We start from the raw sequence: 14880 nt of genomic DNA on the forward strand, positions 1-14880 counted from the left end.
AACATGATTGATACGTTAAAACGATTAGTAGAGATCCCGAGTCCTTCTGGAATGACGCACGAAGCAGTCAGTTACGTCGAACGTGAGCTCACGGACCTCGGGGTTGAGACGAGCCGGTTGAGAAAAGGTGCATTGTTGGCCAAGTTTCCTGGACAAAGCGGCCCGGCCCGTCTTTTGACCGCCCACGTCGATACGCTCGGTGCGATGGTGAAGGAAGTGTTGCCGAGCGGACGCTTGCGGCTGACGCAAGTCGGCGGTTACGCTTGGACCGCGATCGAGGGTGAGAACTGTCTCGTCCATCGCGAAGCGGGCGAGGCAGTGGACGGGACGATCCTCGTTCATCAATCGAGTGTGCACGTCTATAAAGACGCGAACAGTGCCGAGCGGACGGCGGCGAACATTGAAGTACGTCTAGATGCCGACGTTCATACGGCGGACGACGTCCGAGCGTTAGGCATCGAAGTCGGGGACTTCGTCTCGTTCGATCCCCGTTTCAAACAGACGGAGACGGGTTATATTAAATCGCGTCATCTTGACGACAAGGCGTCGGTCGCCATCCTGCTCGATTTGGCGCGTGACTTGGTCAAAGCGGACTTGCCGCATACGGTCTACTATTTAATTTCGAACTATGAAGAGGTCGGTTTTGGCGGGAACGCCGGGATCCCGGACGAAGTTGACGAGTACATCGCAGTTGATATGGGGGCGCTCGGGGACGGGCAACACTCGGACGAGTACACGGTATCGATCTGTGCCAAAGATTCTTCAGGGCCGTACGACCTCGAGTTGCGTCGTCAGTTCACGAAGCTTTGCCGCGACCACGACATTCCGTTCAAAGTCGACATTTATCCGTTCTACGGTTCGGACGCATCAGCTGCGATCCGGGCCGGCTATGACGTAAGACATGCGCTCATTGGTCCTGGGATCGAGTCGAGCCACAGCTATGAGCGGACGCACCAAACATCGCTCGAGGCGACACGAGCGTTGCTGTATCGCTACGTATTGACCGCGATGGGGGAATAATAATGAGAAACTTTTATGACGTGCAACAGTTTTTAAAATCGTTTGGCACGATTATTTATATCGGAGAGCGTGACGCCGAGATCGGTCTCATGATGATGGAGTTAGACGAATTGAACGCTGGTGGGATGATCGAACAGCGCGAGTATGACACGGCAAAGATTATTTTGACGCATGAACTAAAAAATTCAATAGATTGACAGAAAAACCTCTTGTGCAAATGTTTGCACAAGAGGTTTTATAGTGTAGACTATTGAATGAAAGCGATTTATTTGAGACGAGGAGTGGAATGCATGAAGTGGTTATTAGGAATCGACATCGGTGGGACGACGGTGAAAATGGCCGTCCTAGACATGAACGGGATCATTTCAGACAAGTGGGAGATCAAGACGGACATTCGTGATAATGGGGTACATATCCCGACAGATATCGCCGCCTCGTTTGAAGCGTATCTTCAGCAATCCGGAAAAGCGAAGCATGATTTTGCGGGTGCGGGAATCGGAGCTCCGGGATTTATCAATTTCTCAGAAGGTGTCGTCGAGTACTCGCCGAACATCGGATGGAAGAACTTTGAGCTCGTCGGGGAATTCGAGAAAGCAGTCGGATTGCCGGCCGTGCTCGAGAATGATGCGAACGCGGCCGCGCTAGGGGAGATGTGGAAAGGCGCCGGTGAAGGAGCGTCTGAACTGCTCGCGATCACACTCGGTACGGGTGTCGGCGGCGGTGTCATCACGAACGGGAACATCGTCCATGGGGCGGCCGGCATGGCTGGTGAGATCGGACATATCACGGTCGAGCGCGACGAGGCGAAAGCGGTCATGTGTGGATGTGGGCGCAAAGGCTGCATCGAGACGATCGCCTCAGCAACCGGCATCGCCCGTCTCGCCTTACAAAAGCGTAAAGGGAGAACGACGTCATTGAACGAGTTAGGTGAAGTGACGGCTCGTGATGTGTTTGAAGCCTATAAAGCGAAAGACGAGGTCGCGACAGAAGTCGTTGAAGAGATGACGGAATATCTCGGGCTGACGATTTCAAACATCGCCAACACGTTGAACCCTAAAATGATCGTAATCGGCGGCGGCGTCTCAAAAGCGAGACAAGCTTTGCTCGAGCCGCTCGATGAACAATTTAAGCGGTTTGCCCTTGAACGGGTATATACGTCGACGACGTTCAAAATTGCCGAACTCGAGAATGACGCCGGGGTCATCGGCTGCGCTTGGCTGGCACGAAAACATTTTTTGCCGACTAGAGTCTAACCTGTAAAGCACACATGCGATCTCGCATGTGTGCTTTTGACGTACAAAGGGAATTGTAAAGGTGTGGTTGATTTTTTGTTAAAAAAGGGGTAAGATTTGGACTTGATACTGGACTGTTACCGTTAGTGAAATAGATAACAAGCCAACTACATGTTATTGAACTTATTCATGGCGCATCCTGCTTGAGGACGTCTTAAAACTGAAAAGAGGAGGAGGCCGTCAGATGAAGTCATCTCAAAGCTTATCGAAGCTGACTATGCGACTGAATGAAACGGTCCGCGCTTCGTTTCAAGAATATCGGTTATTTTGGATATTTAGTTTATTACTTTGGACGAAGACGTACGTAGTTTACCAATTTTTCTTTAACATCCCGATTGAAAACACAGCTCAAGCATTCATCTTGTTGATCAGTCCGATCAGCTCGACCTTGTTCTTGTTCGCTTTTAGTTTCTTCTTTAAAGGAAATAAGCAAAAGTGGGTGCTGTACACCCTTTATGCGGTCGCCTCGTTCCTGTTGTTCGCGGACGCTGTCTACTACCGCGAGTTTACGGACTACTTGACGATGCCTGTCATTTTGCAACCGTCAAACATGGAGACGCTGTCGACTTCATTCATATCACTGCTTGAATGGAAAGACTTGATCATTCTTGGGGACGTGCTCGTCTTGCCGTTCGTACTATGGAAGATCAATACGTTGCAAACCGCCGCGTCTCACCGCCGGGCGCTCATCACGTTCGTGGCAGCTGTCGCCGTGTTCTTGTTCAACTTGTCGCTTGCTGAGACGGAACGCCCTGAACTGTTGACGCGTTCGTTCGACCGTGAGCTGCTCGTCAAAAACATCGGGACGTTCAACTTCCACGTCTATGACGCGATGCTTCAAACGAAGACGTCCGCGCAGAAAGCGATGGCCGATGGGTCGGAGTTAGCCAAGATTGAAAAGTATACCCGCCAAAACTATGCGGCGCCGAATCCGGATTTGTTCGGAAAATATAAAGGCAAAAACGTGGTCGTCGTCTCGCTCGAGTCGACACAAAACTTCACGCACAATATGAAAGCCGCGAACGGCGAGTATATCACGCCGAACTTGAACAAGCTGATCGAAGAGTCCCATTACTGGCCAAACTATTACCATACGGTCGGGCAAGGGAAAACGTCAGACGCCGAGTTCGCCCTCGATAATTCGCTGTATGGCCTGCCACGTGGAGCCGTTTACTTCACGAACGCCGATAATGAGTACCAAGCTCTTCCTGAACTGATCAAAGAAGAGAACTATTATTCAGCCGTGTTCCATGCGAACAACAAATCGTTTTGGAACCGCGATTTGATGTACAAGAACACCGGCGTCGACATGTTCTATGATGAGAAGAGTTACGACCTTGGGAATCCTGAGGACATGACGGAGTGGGGCTTGTTGGACGATAGTTTCTTTGAACAATCGATTCCGATGCTCGAGGAACTCCCGCAACCGTTCTATGCGAAGTTCATCACGCTCACGAACCATTTCCCGTATACGATGCCGAGCGAGGATTACGAACTCGTGCCGAAATTCGAGACGAACTCGACGACGCTTAACAACTTCCCGCAGGCACTCGCTTACCAAGACTATGCGCTTGGCCTGTTCATCGACCAACTGAAACAGAACGGGATGTGGGAAGATACGATTTTCGTTGTGTACGGTGACCACTACGGCATTTCGACAAACCATAACGACGCGGTGGCCGGCTTGCTCGGTAAAGAAGAGTTGACGCCGTATGATGTGGCGAAACTTCAACAAGTACCGTTCGCCATCCATTTGCCGGGCCAAGAAACAGGCGAAGTCCATGAGACGATCGGAAGTCATATCGACATGAAGCCGACGCTCCTGCACTTGCTCGGCATCGATACGTCGGACTTGGTCGGGTTCGGGAACGACTTGTTCGCTGAAGACCGCAACAGTCGCGCCATCTTCCGAGACGGCACAGTCGTCACGGACGATTACGTGTGGACGCAATCGATGTGTTACGATGCGACGACTGGAGAAGCGGTTGAAGATACGACACTTTGCGGACCGGTCACGGAAGAAGCCGAAAAAATCCTGCAAATGAACGATGACTTGATCTATTCGGATTTGCTTCGCTTTAAAGAACAAACCGATTAATAATCAAGAGCCTAGCGCTGACCGTTAAACGTCAGCGCTTTTTTTACGGAATAAAAAAAGACGACCGCAGTCGTCTTCGTGGTAAGTCAACATTAACCTGGGATTCCACCGAAAATCAATGTTGCGACGCCAAAGAATCCAAAGACGAGCGCGGTGATTCCGGCAAACGCAAGTGGAAAGAATTGGCGTTTTTTGAATGAACGGGCCATCCCCCAAAGTGCAACGAGTGCTACGATGAGTGAAATCCATCCAAATGGCTCATACAAATGCATGACGAGTTCCCCCTTTATTATACGTCATGAAATTCATAAAAATTTCACTGAAATATCACTATTATTTTATCCGAAATAACACACGCTGTCGAGCAAAGGTTGCCACCGCTACAATTTTGCCACAATATCGTTTAGAATGGTTGTGGAGGTGTTCTAGATGAATATTGTAAAAATCACATCGGGCCTTGCCCAAGAGAACGGATACGTGCTCGAACAAGACGGAACGGTCGTTATCGTCGACCCGGGCACGGACGACCCGAAATTCTTTGAGGCGGTGGAACGTTTCGGCGGATTGAACGCCATTTTGTTGACGCATGCCCACTTTGACCATATCGGCGGCATCGATGCGCTGCGCGATCGCTATCCGGTGCCGGTCTATGTTCATGAAGCCGAGCGGTCATGGCTCGCCGACGGTGAAAAGAACGGGGCGGCAAAGTTCCATCTGCCCCACTCATCGATGCGACCGGCCGAACGAACTTATCAAGGTAAGAAGCTAGAGATTGGTGCGTTTACAATCGAGTTGCATCACACGCCGGGTCATTCACCGGGGAGTGTCACCTTGCACATCCCGAGCGAACGTGTTGCCTTTTGCGGGGACTTGATCTTCAAACAATCGGTCGGCCGGACCGATCTATTCGGCGGCGACCAATCGACGCTCCTCGGATCGATCGATCGGATGCGTCAATTATTGCCGGCCGAGACGGTGCTCTATTCAGGTCACGGACCGAAGACGACACTCGAAGCTGAAATTCGTTCAAATCCATTTTTTGAACGGTGAACATAAAAAAAGATTGTCTCAACGAGAGACAATCTTTTTTTACATTTGGAAGTTACTCCAATACGTGAAGACGACGAAGAAAACAGTCAAGTAAGCGCCGAACACGTATACATACGTTTTTTCAGTCAGTTTCAAGTAGCCTAGTGCGACAAAGAAAATTGTTTGAGCTAAAAAGACAAGACCCATTACGACGAAGTCACCAGTATGTTCGCTACTGCTTTGATCTCCACCGAGTGCGCCCACGAAAGCCAGCGCCGCGATCAACCCAGTCCAAAAGCCTAGGACACGGAACATTCTCGCCATGTTAATCCCCCCATACGTACATTATTCCATTCTCATTCACTATTTTACCAACACATTCAGAAAAATGCTATGAAAACGTGTGAATTGAGCAAAATAATCGTGAAAAATATGTGAAATCGATATGTTATATAAAGTTGTACAAAAATTCAAAAAAGGTTGTACAAACTATGTACAAAAAGCGGAATAGGTTGTATAATCAACTTACAAACATTGAACGGAACAGGTTGTCAAATAAAAGGAGGCGCTGAAAGTGGCAAGTGAACTTATGTTTTATACGTATCCAAGCTGTACGTCGTGTCGAAAAACGAAAGCGTTTTTACAAGAGCAACAACTTGATGTGAACGAACGCCATATTTTCCGAGACGCTCCGACGGTAGACGAACTCTTGACGCTACTTGCACTTAGCGAAGACGGAGTCGATTCACTCTTAGCAACGAGAAGTCAAGCGTTCAAACAGCTCAACGTTGACGTCGATGAATTGAAACTGAGCGAATTGCTGAAGTTGATGAGCGAAAATCCGAAGCTGTTGAAACGCCCGATTTTGACAGACGGTAAAGAAGTCATTGTCGGCTACGACAAGGCATCAATCGAGACGTATGCCCGCCGCCATGATTTGACTTCGGTAAACGTTTCATAAGACAAGTCCACTTTCCTAAGAGTGGGCTTTTTTTTATGCTCATTTATGAGGTGGGGACAATGAAACTGGTGATTGATCGATTGATTAAAGCGGCGCGACGGCTCGAGGCGAGCGATGTCCATTTCATGCCAGGCAAAGACGCCGTTATCGCACAGGCGCGTCACGGGACGTCGATCACAAAGCTTGAGACGATACCACGTCCAGACTACGAACGGCTCACATTACATATGAAATATTGGTGTTCGCTCGCTGAAACGGATCATCGGGTTCCGCAATCCGGGATATATGATCGAAACGAAGAAATGATCAGGGTCACGTTTTTGCCGTCATTTACTGATGTGCTCATGTCATGGCGTCTGCCGAACGTCTCGTTCCAACTTCAAGAGTTGTTATCTGAAGTAGATGTGTTGCGTTTTCAAGGCATGGCTGAGCTGCGGCACGGCTTGTTTTTAATCGGTGGCGCGACGGGGGCCGGAAAAACGACAGTCCTCTATGCTTTTCTTGAAAGTTTGAAGAACCACCGGATCGTGACGATCGAAAACCCTCCCGAACAGCAATTGACGGGTGTGATCCAGCTCGAGGTGAATGTATTGGCAGGACTGGATCATAGACGTTTGTTGAAAGAAACGTTGCGAGCCGACCCGGATATCATCGTTGTCGGGGAGGTGCGGACGAGTGAAGAACTGCTTGTCGCGCATGATGCGGCACTGAGCGGACATTTGACGATCGCGACGTTTCATACGGCGAGTATCGAAGACGGTGAACGCCGTCTCGAACAGTTGATCGGCAAAGTAGAGGTGCCGCGCCATTGGTGTGTGTTGCAGCGGAGAGAGGAGGTGACTTGCTCATGGTCGATGTCCGTTCCAGTAGGGAGCTGAACACGATCCGGCGCTTCCTGCGACTGCAAGCACGAGGGGTCGGGTTGAAAAAGACGTTCGAGACGCTCGAGTTGCATGAGCGGGGGAAGCAAAAACAACTGATTCGTGCGATGCGGCAAAAGCTCGAGAGTGGTCTGGCACTCGCCGACGTATTCTCAGAACTCGTCACGGATGCCCGCATGCGAGACATGCTCGTCACGGCGGAACGGGGACATCATTTCATTGAAGGTCTAGAACAAGTGCTTGCCTTATCGATGATGCGTCGAGGCCTGCAGCAAGAGTTAAAACAACTGGCGAGGTATCCGCTCGTCATCTTGACGATGCTTTTAGGGCTTGGTGCCATTTATGCGCTGTACATCTTTCCGAAATTGCTCTCGATGGTGCAGGTCGACGATTTAGACGGAATCAGCGCCATCCTCTTGTCACGAAGTTTTTTCCCGGGCTTGTTCGTCGCGCTCGTTTTGACAGGTGGCTGGGGCTATTGGGTCGTGAAGCGAGGCCGGTCCGTCCCGATCCGATTCGTCGAGCGGGGAAGACGACTGTATATCACGTATTTGTTTGTCAGCGAACTGTCCTTACTGAGTGAAGGGCAAATTTCGGTTCGTCACGTCATCGAGCGTCTCTCTCACGGGGACGGGGAAGTGGCGCAAATCGCCCGGCGCATCCATGACCGGATGTCTGGTGGGATCGAGTTGGAGGCGGCGGCCCGAGAGGAACGTCTGCTCGATCATGAAGTCGTCAGCTTGTTCGGGGTCGGGACGGTGAGTGGAGACCTCGGATTGATTATGGCGTTACATCGAGACTTGATCTTTGAAGAGATGGAACTGTATTGGAAGCAACTGATCGCCAAGACGGAGCCGCTTTTGTACGGTTTCTTGACCATCATGGTGACGATGATGTTCTATACGATTTATTTGCCGGTCAAACTAATTATGGCCCAACTATGAGGAGGAGAATTATCGTGGCAAAACTCAAATCAGACTGTCAGGCAGAGCAAGGATTCACACTCGTTGAAATGGCGGCAGTGTTACTGATCATCTCGGTCTTGTTGCTGCTACTCGTCCCGTCTATGTCGGACGGGAAGTCACGGGCGGATAGCGTCAGCTGTGAAGGGAGCGTACGGATTGTCGAATCTGAAATCAATTTATACTATGCGGAACATAAGGCGTATCCAGAATCACTCGCCGTCATCAAACGTGCTTCGACCGAGAACCCGCTCGAATATAGCTGTCAGTCGATGACGTACACGTACACGCCGAGCACAGGTGCGTTGGCGCTGAAATGAGACAAGACGGCTATACGCTCGTCGAGATGGCTTGGGTACTCGTCGTCCTGTCGCTACTCCTTTTAGTGGCGACGCCTACCGTCCGTTCGATGGACCGGCTCGCGCTCATCGACTTCACGGAGGCGCTCGTCCAAGACATCGCCGAGGTCGGCCAGTATCCGTATGTGGCCGCCGACGAAAAATGTGTCCCGCGCTTGAGATGGTACATGAAAGAACGGCGGTATCACATCACGTGCGGGACGACGTCGATCACTTCAGGCGTCGTTCCCGACGGTGTCGAGATGAGCCTGCCGACAACAAACGAAATCGTCTTTTCAAAGTCGGCGGCGACGTATGCCGGGCAGTGGAAATTTTACACGGGCCAAGTCGCGGTCACGTTGAAGTTCAGGATGGGCACGTATGAGCCGGAGGTGATCCGTAGTGGGGGAGGATGAGCAAGGCGTCACGTTTTGGGAAGTTTGTTTAAGTCTAGCCCTCCTGCTCGGATGGGTCGGTGTGATTGCGCCGTTCGTTACGGCGGGTACGGAGCGGGTGGAGCGTCTCGAGGCGACGGTTCGGACTTATGAACGGCTTCAAGGGGAGGTGTTGCTCGATGCGGCCGATCCAAGCGGTGAAGTCGAAATTTGTGAACAAGACATATGTCTGCCGACACTCTGAGGGTGGCTTCACGTTGCTCGAGATGACGTTCACATTATTGTTGCTCCCCTTGTTCATCGGGCTGCTCGTCCACTTTTTAGCGCTCGGGGAGGCGTTTTACGAACAACCGCGCGGTCAAGTGAACACGACACCACAACTCATCGTCCGCAAACTGTTCGACAGTCGTGACTGTCAGGTGCAAGAAGGTAGACTCGTCGGTACGTACGTTCGACCCGATGAGACGACGTGGACGTGGACGCTCAAGCAGATCAATCGGAACTTAGTCATGGTAGGCGAAGAGGGAGGGAACTTGTTATTTATAAGAGGAATCGATGGTTATCGCGTCGAACCGTTAGGAAACGGCTACCGGATTCAGTGGACCGACTCGATCGGCCCGCGGGAGAAGTCCGTGATGTGCATGCGCTCGGGTTCTTCGTCATCTCTACGTTAGTCCTCTTGACGTGGCTATTAGCTGCAGCTTTGTTTTGGTATACTGATATCGAACGAAGCACGGAACGTCTGACGCTCGAAATTTTGGCGATTCGCTTCGAATCCCATCTCATGGTCGCCAAACATTCGTGCCAGACAGAAGCAGAGATCATCGTCAAACCGACCGGTACGATTTTCTGCCGACCGCTCGGGCCAGGTACGACGGAGGTCGAGATCCGGTTGAAGACGGGAGAAAAGCATAAAGAGGTGATTTATTTCGATGACTAGACCGTTTTACATCATCGGGTTTATGGGTACAGGTAAATCAAGCTTAAAACGATATCTTGAAAAATCGAATCATGTCATCGATTTGGATGAAGCGCTCGAACGGCATCTTGGGATGGGTTTACCTGCTTATTTCGCCCGACACGGTGAGAGTGCGTTTCGGGCCGAAGAGACGGCGATGCTTCGAAACGTTCATGCGGACTATATCGTGACAGGTGGCGGAATCGTCGAGCGCTCAGAAAATATCGAATGGATGCGGCGGCATGGGCGCATCGTTGCCCTTGAGTTGCCGTTCGAACTGTGTTGGGGGCGCATTAAAGACTCGGACCGCCCGCTCGTGCAACTTGGTAAAAGGAGCGTCGAGGCGCTATACGAGCGCAGGTGTCCGCTTTACGCTTACGCCGATGTGACAATCGACGCCTCATTGAGCTCGGAAGCGATTGCTTGTGAACTAGATCGGTTGAAGGAGGAAGACAGATGATTTGGATTAATCTTGGTATTATCGTGCTCGCACTCGTCGGGCTAGGTGGATACGGGTTTTTATTGTATCGGAACAAAATGAAGACCGATCTGCGCCGTGTGAAACGGTTGACGGAACGGTTTACGATTCGAATGAATGTGATTCAAGGCTTGGTCGGTGAGATCAAACAGCACATCGACACGGTCAACGCATCGGTGAAGCAAATGAAGGCTTATTCGGTTAAAGTGAAAGACGAATCGCTCGAACTGAAACAGGCAACGGTCGGCCTTACGAAGGAAATTAAGCGGACCGCCGGAATCGATCGTTCAGGCGTTTCCACTGAGACTGAAATATGAAATAATGAGGATGAAAACGTTTTCGTTTTCAATCCTCTTTATTTTTGCCCATTTTTGCTAGGCAGCGCGTCAAAAAATTGATAGAGTGGAATAGAAAACGAAATATTTCATCAAATGGATTACTTACGTTCGGGATTGGGGGATATTATGGAGAAGTTAACGTTGAAACGTACGCCTTTGTACGACCTGATTTCTACGAAGGCGAAGATGGTGGATTTTGCGGGGTTTGAGATGCCCATCATGTTCTCGTCAATCAAAGAAGAGCATCAAGCGGTTCGGGAGCGGGTTGGCATGTTCGATGTATCGCACATGGGGGAAATTCGGATTGAAGGTCCGGACGCGTTCGAAAACGTCCAACGTCTTGTGACGAATGACGTCTCGAAGCTGAATATCGGGCAAGCGCAATACAACTTGTTTTGTTTACCTGACGGCGGGGTCGTCGACGACCTGCTCGTCTATCGGCTCGATGAAGACGCGTATTGGCTCGTCGTCAACGCCTCGAATATTGAAAAAGACGTGGCCCACGTCCGTCGATACGTATCAGGGGACGTCACTGTGACCGATGAATCGGATGCGTATGGTCAAATCGCGATCCAAGGTCCGATTGCAGAAACAGTACTCGGACGAATCACGGACTTACCGCTACATGAGATCAAGTTCTTCCGGTTTTTGAGCGGCGACGTTGCCGGTGTGCCAGCAATCGTCTCGCGGAGTGGCTATACAGGTGAGGATGGGTTCGAAGTATACGCCCGGGCCGAAGATGTCGCGAAGATTTGGACTGCGCTCGAAGCAGAACAAGTGACGCCGTGCGGGCTCGGTTCACGTGACACGCTCCGTTTTGAAGCTTGTCTGCCGCTGTACGGGCATGAGTTAGACGAGACGGTGACGCCGTTCGAGGCCAACTTGAACTTTGCGGTCAAGCTCGATACCGACTTCGTCGGGAAAGATGCCCTCGTCAAACAAAAAGAAGATATTCCGCGCCGTTTGATCGGCTTGAAGCTACTCGGCCGCGGGATTGCCCGACAAGGTGCGCCCGTCTTGTTTGACGGCGAGACGATCGGCGTCGTCACGACGGGAACGATGCCGCCGACCGTTAACGAATCGATCGCTTGGGCCCGGATCGATCGCCGGTTTGTCGAACAATCAAACTTCATCGTCGAAGTTCGGGGCAAACAAATAGAAGCCGAACGTGTGCCGACACCGTTCTATAAACGTAAATGATACAGGGGGATTCAGAATGAACAGAATGGAATTTCGTTATTTACCGATGACCGAGCAAGACGAACGCGATATGCTCCAGACGATCGGTGTCGAATCGATCGAAGATTTGCTTGAAGATATCCCGGCCACGCTCCGGGAGACGGCATCGTTATCTGCCATCGGCGCTCCGCTCCCAGAAGTCGATCTTGTCCGCCACATGACGAAGCTTGCCGAGAAGAACCTTCACACGAAATCACATCCGAGTTTTCTAGGAGCCGGCATGTACGACCACTTGTCGCCAAGCGTCATGAACCATATGTTGCTCCGTTCTGAGTTTTACACGGCGTATACGCCGTATCAACCTGAAATTTCACAAGGTGAACTGCAAGCGATGTTCGAGTTCCAGACGATGATTTGTGAACTGACGGGGATGGACGTCGCCAACTCGTCGATGTATGACGGCATTACCGCACTCGCGGAAGCGACTTACCTCGCGAGCGCTCATACGAAGAAGAAACGTGTCATCGTCTCCGGTGCTGTTCACCCGGAAGCGAAAGACGTCATCCGCACATACGCGGATGGACCGGGACTTTCAGTTGAATATACGCATGTTGCGGCCGGCGTGACGGATTTGACGGACGTCGATTTGACGGACGCCTCGTGTCTCGTCGTTCAGTACCCGAACTTCTACGGTCGCGTCGAGGACTTGGCGACGCTCGCGAAAGCGGCCCATGATGCCGGTGCGCTCTTTGTCGTATCGAGCAACCCGCTCGCACTCGGTATTTTAGAGTCTCCTGGTGCGCTCGGGGCCGATATCACGGTCGGCGATGCCCAACCGTTCGGGATCCCACAAAGTTTCGGTGGTCCATCGTGTGGCTACTTCGCCGTCAAAAAGGCGCTCATGCGTAAACTGCCGGGTCGTCTCGTCGGTCAGACGGTCGACGAGGACGGGAAACGCGGCTTCGTCTTGACGCTACAGGCACGGGAACAGCATATCCGCCGCGATAAAGCGACATCGAACATCTGCTCGAACCAGGCGCTCAATGCGCTCGCCGCCTCGATCACGATGTCCGCGCTCGGGAAATATGGGATTCGTGACATGGCCGTCCGCAACATTCAAACGGCCCACTATATGAAAGAAGCACTGAAGTCGGCCGGTTACCCGATCATCGACGAAGGACCGATGTTCAACGAGTTCGTCGTCGATTTCGGTACCGATGCCGAAACCGTGTCACGCCGCTTGCTTGACAATGGCATCATCGGTGGATTGCCGCTCGGAACGTATGATGCTGATCGTCAAACACAGATGTTGCTATGTGCGACCGAACTGCGCACGAAAGAAGAGATTGACGGATTTATTGAAGTGGTTGGGGGGACGAACTGATGCAACACGAACAAACGCTCATTTTTGAAGTGTCACGTGCCGGACGGACCGGTTATAACTTGCCGACACCGACCGTGCCAGAAGTTGATATCGAGGCGCTGTTACCGGCGTCGATGATTCGTCAAGAGGCGGCCGAACTGCCGGAAGTGTCGGAACTAGATGTCGTTCGTCACTATACGTCGCTATCGACGCGGAACCACGGTGTCGATTCCGGCTTCTATCCGCTTGGATCATGTACGATGAAATACAACCCGAAAGTGAACGAAGATATGGCACGTCTGCCTGGGTTCGCCCACATCCACCCGCTCCAACCGATCGAATCGGTGCAAGGGGCGCTCGAGATGATGGTCGACCTTCAAGACCAGCTCGCTGAAATCACAGGGATGGACGAAGTGACGCTCCAACCGGCAGCCGGTGCCCACGGGGAATGGACCGGACTCATGTTGATCAAAGCGTTCCACCAGCATAACGGCGATATGAATCGGACGAAAGTACTCGTCCCGGACTCGGCGCACGGGACAAACCCGGCCTCGGCCGTCGTCGCCGGATTCGAGACGGTCACGGTCAAATCGGATGAGCGGGGACTTGTCGACCTCGCTGACTTAAAGGCGAAAGTTGGGGACGACACGGCAGCGCTCATGCTCACGAACCCGAACACGCTCGGTTTGTTCGAGGCGGACATCCTTGAAATTGCCAAAGTCGTCCATGAGGCAGGCGGTAAACTGTACTACGACGGGGCCAACTCGAACGCGATTCTAGGGATCGCCCGTCCTGGTGATATGGGCTTTGACGTCGTCCACTTGAACTTGCACAAGACGTTCACAGGGCCGCACGGCGGCGGCGGCCCGGGCTCGGGACCAGTCGGCGTCAAGCGTGACTTGATCCCGTACTTGCCGACACCGATCGTAAAAAGAGCGGACTCAGGCTTTACGCTCGATTACGATCGCCCACAGTCGATCGGACGCATCAAACCGTTCTATGGAAACTTCGGCATCAACGTACGCGCCTACAGCTACATTAAGACGATGGGCGCCGAAGGGCTGACGCGTGTCTCGCGCGAAGCAGTGTTGAACGCCAACTACATGTTCGCCCGTTTGAAGGACGCGTTCGATGTGCCGTACGACACGTACTGCAAGCACGAATTCGTCTTGTCGGGTAAACGTCAAAAAGCACTCGGTGTGCGTACGCTCGACATCGCCAAACGATTGCTCGACTTCGGATACCATCCGCCGACGATCTACTTCCCGCTCAACGTCGAGGAGTGCATCATGATCGAGCCGACCGAGACGGAATCGAAAGAGACGCTCGACGCGTTCTGTGACGCGATGCTCCAAATCGTCAAAGAGGCAGAAGAGAATCCGGAGATCGTTCAGACGGCGCCGCACACGACGGTCGTCAAACGACTCGACGAGACGCTCGCTGCCCGTAAGCCGGTATTGAAGTATGAGCGACGCCAACCATCGTCAATCAACTAAGCCAAAACCCGCTCGCAATTCGCGAGCGGGTTTTTGATTTGTGCCAAGATGAGGGGTTGTGACGATTGTATGAACTAAAAAATGTCTTAAAT

At 51.8% G+C, this 14880-nt stretch carries 20 protein-coding genes; 18 read left to right on the top strand and 2 right to left on the bottom strand.

Annotation, left to right across the window (positions count from 1 at the left end; genetic code table 11):
- Positions 1–3: 3 nt before the first annotated feature.
- The 4 genes from KNP77_RS11910 (at position 4) to KNP77_RS11925 (ending at position 4410) form a co-directional block, all read left to right on the top strand.
- Positions 4–1020 carry a M42 family metallopeptidase gene (locus KNP77_RS11910; RefSeq protein WP_214890989.1) on the top strand — a complete coding sequence of 339 codons (1017 nt, stop codon included), beginning with the start codon at positions 4–6 and terminating at the stop codon, positions 1018–1020.
- Positions 1021–1022: 2 nt separating this feature from the next.
- Positions 1023–1217 (top strand): YqgQ family protein, encoded by a 195-nt coding sequence (locus KNP77_RS11915; protein ID WP_070327032.1) that lies wholly within the window; start codon positions 1023–1025, stop codon positions 1215–1217.
- Positions 1218–1310: 93 nt separating this feature from the next.
- Positions 1311–2273, top strand: coding sequence for an ROK family glucokinase (locus tag KNP77_RS11920; RefSeq protein ID WP_251139060.1), 963 nt, complete (start codon positions 1311–1313; stop codon positions 2271–2273).
- A 223-nt stretch (positions 2274–2496) separates the two neighbouring features.
- A complete protein-coding gene (locus KNP77_RS11925; RefSeq protein ID WP_214890991.1) occupies positions 2497–4410 on the top strand; it encodes an LTA synthase family protein in 1914 nt (637 codons plus the stop codon).
- Between the two features lie 92 nt (positions 4411–4502).
- On the opposite strand, the gene KNP77_RS11930 is transcribed toward KNP77_RS11925, so the two are convergent.
- On the bottom strand, positions 4503–4682 hold the full coding sequence (locus KNP77_RS11930; RefSeq protein WP_070327033.1) for a DUF2759 domain-containing protein: 180 nt from the start codon (positions 4680–4682) through the stop codon (positions 4503–4505).
- A 157-nt stretch (positions 4683–4839) separates the two neighbouring features.
- On the opposite strand from KNP77_RS11930, the gene KNP77_RS11935 reads away from it, so the two are divergent.
- On the top strand, positions 4840–5460 hold the full coding sequence (locus tag KNP77_RS11935; protein WP_070327034.1) for an MBL fold metallo-hydrolase: 621 nt from the start codon (positions 4840–4842) through the stop codon (positions 5458–5460).
- Between the two features lie 39 nt (positions 5461–5499).
- Here KNP77_RS11935 and KNP77_RS11940 read toward each other — a convergent pair whose 3' ends face one another.
- Entirely contained in the window at positions 5500–5763 is a 264-nt protein-coding gene (locus tag KNP77_RS11940) for a DUF2626 domain-containing protein (RefSeq protein ID WP_070327035.1), read from the bottom strand.
- A gap of 265 nt (positions 5764–6028) precedes the next feature.
- On the opposite strand from KNP77_RS11940, the gene KNP77_RS11945 reads away from it, so the two are divergent.
- The 13 genes from KNP77_RS11945 to gcvPB all read left to right on the top strand — a co-directional run bounded on the left by KNP77_RS11945 (position 6029) and on the right by gcvPB (position 14788).
- On the top strand, positions 6029–6400 hold the full coding sequence (locus tag KNP77_RS11945; RefSeq protein WP_016510368.1) for a Spx/MgsR family RNA polymerase-binding regulatory protein: 372 nt from the start codon (positions 6029–6031) through the stop codon (positions 6398–6400).
- Positions 6401–6459: 59 nt separating this feature from the next.
- Positions 6460–7278 carry an ATPase, T2SS/T4P/T4SS family gene (locus KNP77_RS11950; protein ID WP_236633685.1) on the top strand — a complete coding sequence of 273 codons (819 nt, stop codon included), beginning with the start codon at positions 6460–6462 and terminating at the stop codon, positions 7276–7278.
- Positions 7248–8225, top strand: coding sequence for a type II secretion system F family protein (locus KNP77_RS11955; protein WP_214890993.1), 978 nt, complete (start codon positions 7248–7250; stop codon positions 8223–8225). The genes KNP77_RS11950 and KNP77_RS11955 overlap by 31 nt, the downstream gene beginning before the upstream one ends.
- A gap of 14 nt (positions 8226–8239) precedes the next feature.
- The gene (locus KNP77_RS11960) at positions 8240–8563 is read left to right on the top strand and encodes a prepilin-type N-terminal cleavage/methylation domain-containing protein (protein WP_083273936.1); all 324 of its coding nucleotides are present in this window, start codon (positions 8240–8242) and stop codon (positions 8561–8563) included.
- Positions 8560–8997, top strand: coding sequence for a prepilin-type N-terminal cleavage/methylation domain-containing protein (locus tag KNP77_RS11965; RefSeq protein WP_131463744.1), 438 nt, complete (start codon positions 8560–8562; stop codon positions 8995–8997). Before KNP77_RS11960 ends, KNP77_RS11965 begins: the two co-directional genes overlap by 4 nt.
- Positions 8984–9220, top strand: coding sequence for a hypothetical protein (locus KNP77_RS11970; protein WP_070327040.1), 237 nt, complete (start codon positions 8984–8986; stop codon positions 9218–9220). The genes KNP77_RS11965 and KNP77_RS11970 overlap by 14 nt, the downstream gene beginning before the upstream one ends.
- Positions 9156–9650, top strand: coding sequence for a hypothetical protein (locus KNP77_RS11975; protein ID WP_131504703.1), 495 nt, complete (start codon positions 9156–9158; stop codon positions 9648–9650). The genes KNP77_RS11970 and KNP77_RS11975 overlap by 65 nt, the downstream gene beginning before the upstream one ends.
- 29 nt (positions 9651–9679) lie before the next feature.
- Positions 9680–9916: a hypothetical protein gene (locus KNP77_RS11980; protein WP_214890995.1), complete on the top strand. Its 237-nt coding sequence runs from the start codon at positions 9680–9682 to the stop codon at positions 9914–9916.
- A complete protein-coding gene (locus tag KNP77_RS11985; RefSeq protein ID WP_251139061.1) occupies positions 9909–10394 on the top strand; it encodes a shikimate kinase in 486 nt (161 codons plus the stop codon). The genes KNP77_RS11980 and KNP77_RS11985 overlap by 8 nt, the downstream gene beginning before the upstream one ends.
- A complete protein-coding gene (locus KNP77_RS11990; RefSeq protein ID WP_070327043.1) occupies positions 10391–10729 on the top strand; it encodes a hypothetical protein in 339 nt (112 codons plus the stop codon). Before KNP77_RS11985 ends, KNP77_RS11990 begins: the two co-directional genes overlap by 4 nt.
- 147 nt (positions 10730–10876) lie before the next feature.
- Positions 10877–11950, top strand: coding sequence for a glycine cleavage system aminomethyltransferase GcvT (gene gcvT, locus KNP77_RS11995; RefSeq protein ID WP_070327044.1), 1074 nt, complete (start codon positions 10877–10879; stop codon positions 11948–11950).
- Between the two features lie 25 nt (positions 11951–11975).
- Positions 11976–13313 carry an aminomethyl-transferring glycine dehydrogenase subunit GcvPA gene (gcvPA, locus tag KNP77_RS12000; RefSeq protein ID WP_131464900.1) on the top strand — a complete coding sequence of 446 codons (1338 nt, stop codon included), beginning with the start codon at positions 11976–11978 and terminating at the stop codon, positions 13311–13313.
- Positions 13313–14788, top strand: coding sequence for an aminomethyl-transferring glycine dehydrogenase subunit GcvPB (gene gcvPB, locus KNP77_RS12005; protein WP_070327045.1), 1476 nt, complete (start codon positions 13313–13315; stop codon positions 14786–14788). Before gcvPA ends, gcvPB begins: the two co-directional genes overlap by 1 nt.
- Positions 14789–14880 lie beyond the last annotated feature (92 nt).

Source organism: Exiguobacterium sp. s142, assembly GCF_018618455.1.
Lineage (GTDB): Bacteria > Bacillota > Bacilli > Exiguobacteriales > Exiguobacteriaceae > Exiguobacterium > Exiguobacterium aurantiacum_A.